Source organism: Francisella salimarina, assembly GCF_007923265.1.
Classification (GTDB): Bacteria; Pseudomonadota; Gammaproteobacteria; order Francisellales; family Francisellaceae; genus Francisella; species Francisella salimarina.
The window spans coordinates 1-569 of sequence record NZ_VOJA01000014.1; the positions used below are offsets into that span (position 1 = coordinate 1).

Here is a 569-nt window from a genome sequence, read left to right on the forward strand (position 1 = left end):
AATCAAGAATGCTGAAGAGAACAAGCAAGATCCTTATAAATTGTTACGTCTTGTCGATGCAGAAATTATTCCAATAGTTGCACCCAAAGTAATTGCTCAGCTTGTAGTTGGCACACCAAAATGGAAACAAGCAACTCCAGAGGAACAAAAACAATTTATACGTTCAGCAACAGAGATGTTAGCATTTATGTATGCCAAAAATGTGGCATACGCAGGCAAATACAAGTTAACTCTATTCCCGTTCAACAAGGATGACAATAGTTGGGAGAAAAAACCAATAGTGGTAGTAAATGGTAAAATTACTAACATTGATAACTATCAAAGCACTGATTTTGCAGTGAATATGTTCCAAAAAGATAATCAATGGCATATATATGACTTTGATGATGCAGGTGAAAGTATTTTAAGAACATACCAACAACAATATGCAGCCTATAAAACTGTTCCATAAATTCAAGAAGACGCTAAAAAAGTTACTCAAAAAATTAAAGAAAAGACATATCCAAAACTTTTGGACAATACGTATAATCTTCAAAGAATAGAATAATAGCAATAAATAATAATAAATG

1 pseudogene is annotated in these 569 nt (G+C 32.2%); it reads left to right on the forward strand.

From position 1 onward, the window contains the following. Nucleotides 1–547 (forward strand): annotated as a pseudogene (locus FQ699_RS09605) (MlaC/ttg2D family ABC transporter substrate-binding protein); the annotation flags it as partial. Nucleotides 548–569: the final 22 nt, after the last annotated feature.